This is a genomic window from Corynebacterium sp. HMSC070E08 (assembly GCF_001808895.1).
Classification (GTDB): Bacteria; Actinomycetota; Actinomycetes; order Mycobacteriales; family Mycobacteriaceae; genus Corynebacterium; species Corynebacterium hiratae.
The window spans coordinates 1-234 of the sequence record NZ_KV794776.1 but is presented as its reverse complement, the minus strand read 5'-3'; the positions used below and the strand labels follow the sequence as shown (position 1 = coordinate 234).

At 58.5% G+C, this 234-nt stretch carries 1 pseudogene; it reads right to left on the bottom strand.

The window, feature by feature from the left end:
* Positions 1-234, bottom strand: a pseudogene (locus tag HMPREF2526_RS13395) (transposase); the annotation flags it as partial.

The following is a 234-nucleotide window of genomic DNA, read 5'->3' as shown; positions in this document are numbered from 1 at the left end:
TCGCGGCCGGTGATTGCTTGGATGGTGGCGGTGATATCGGGCGGGAGTGGTACGGCGGCGTGGATGGTTTCGCCGCCAATGACGAGTTGAAAGCTGCGGTATTTCTTGAGTGTTCTCACCAGGCGTTTGATGGATTGACCACTGCGGGTCTCCATCAGGTGGGCCACGGCTAGCGCGGCGATGACAATGTTGAGATGTGCTGGGGTTGCCCGCAAATTGTGGACACGTAGTGGA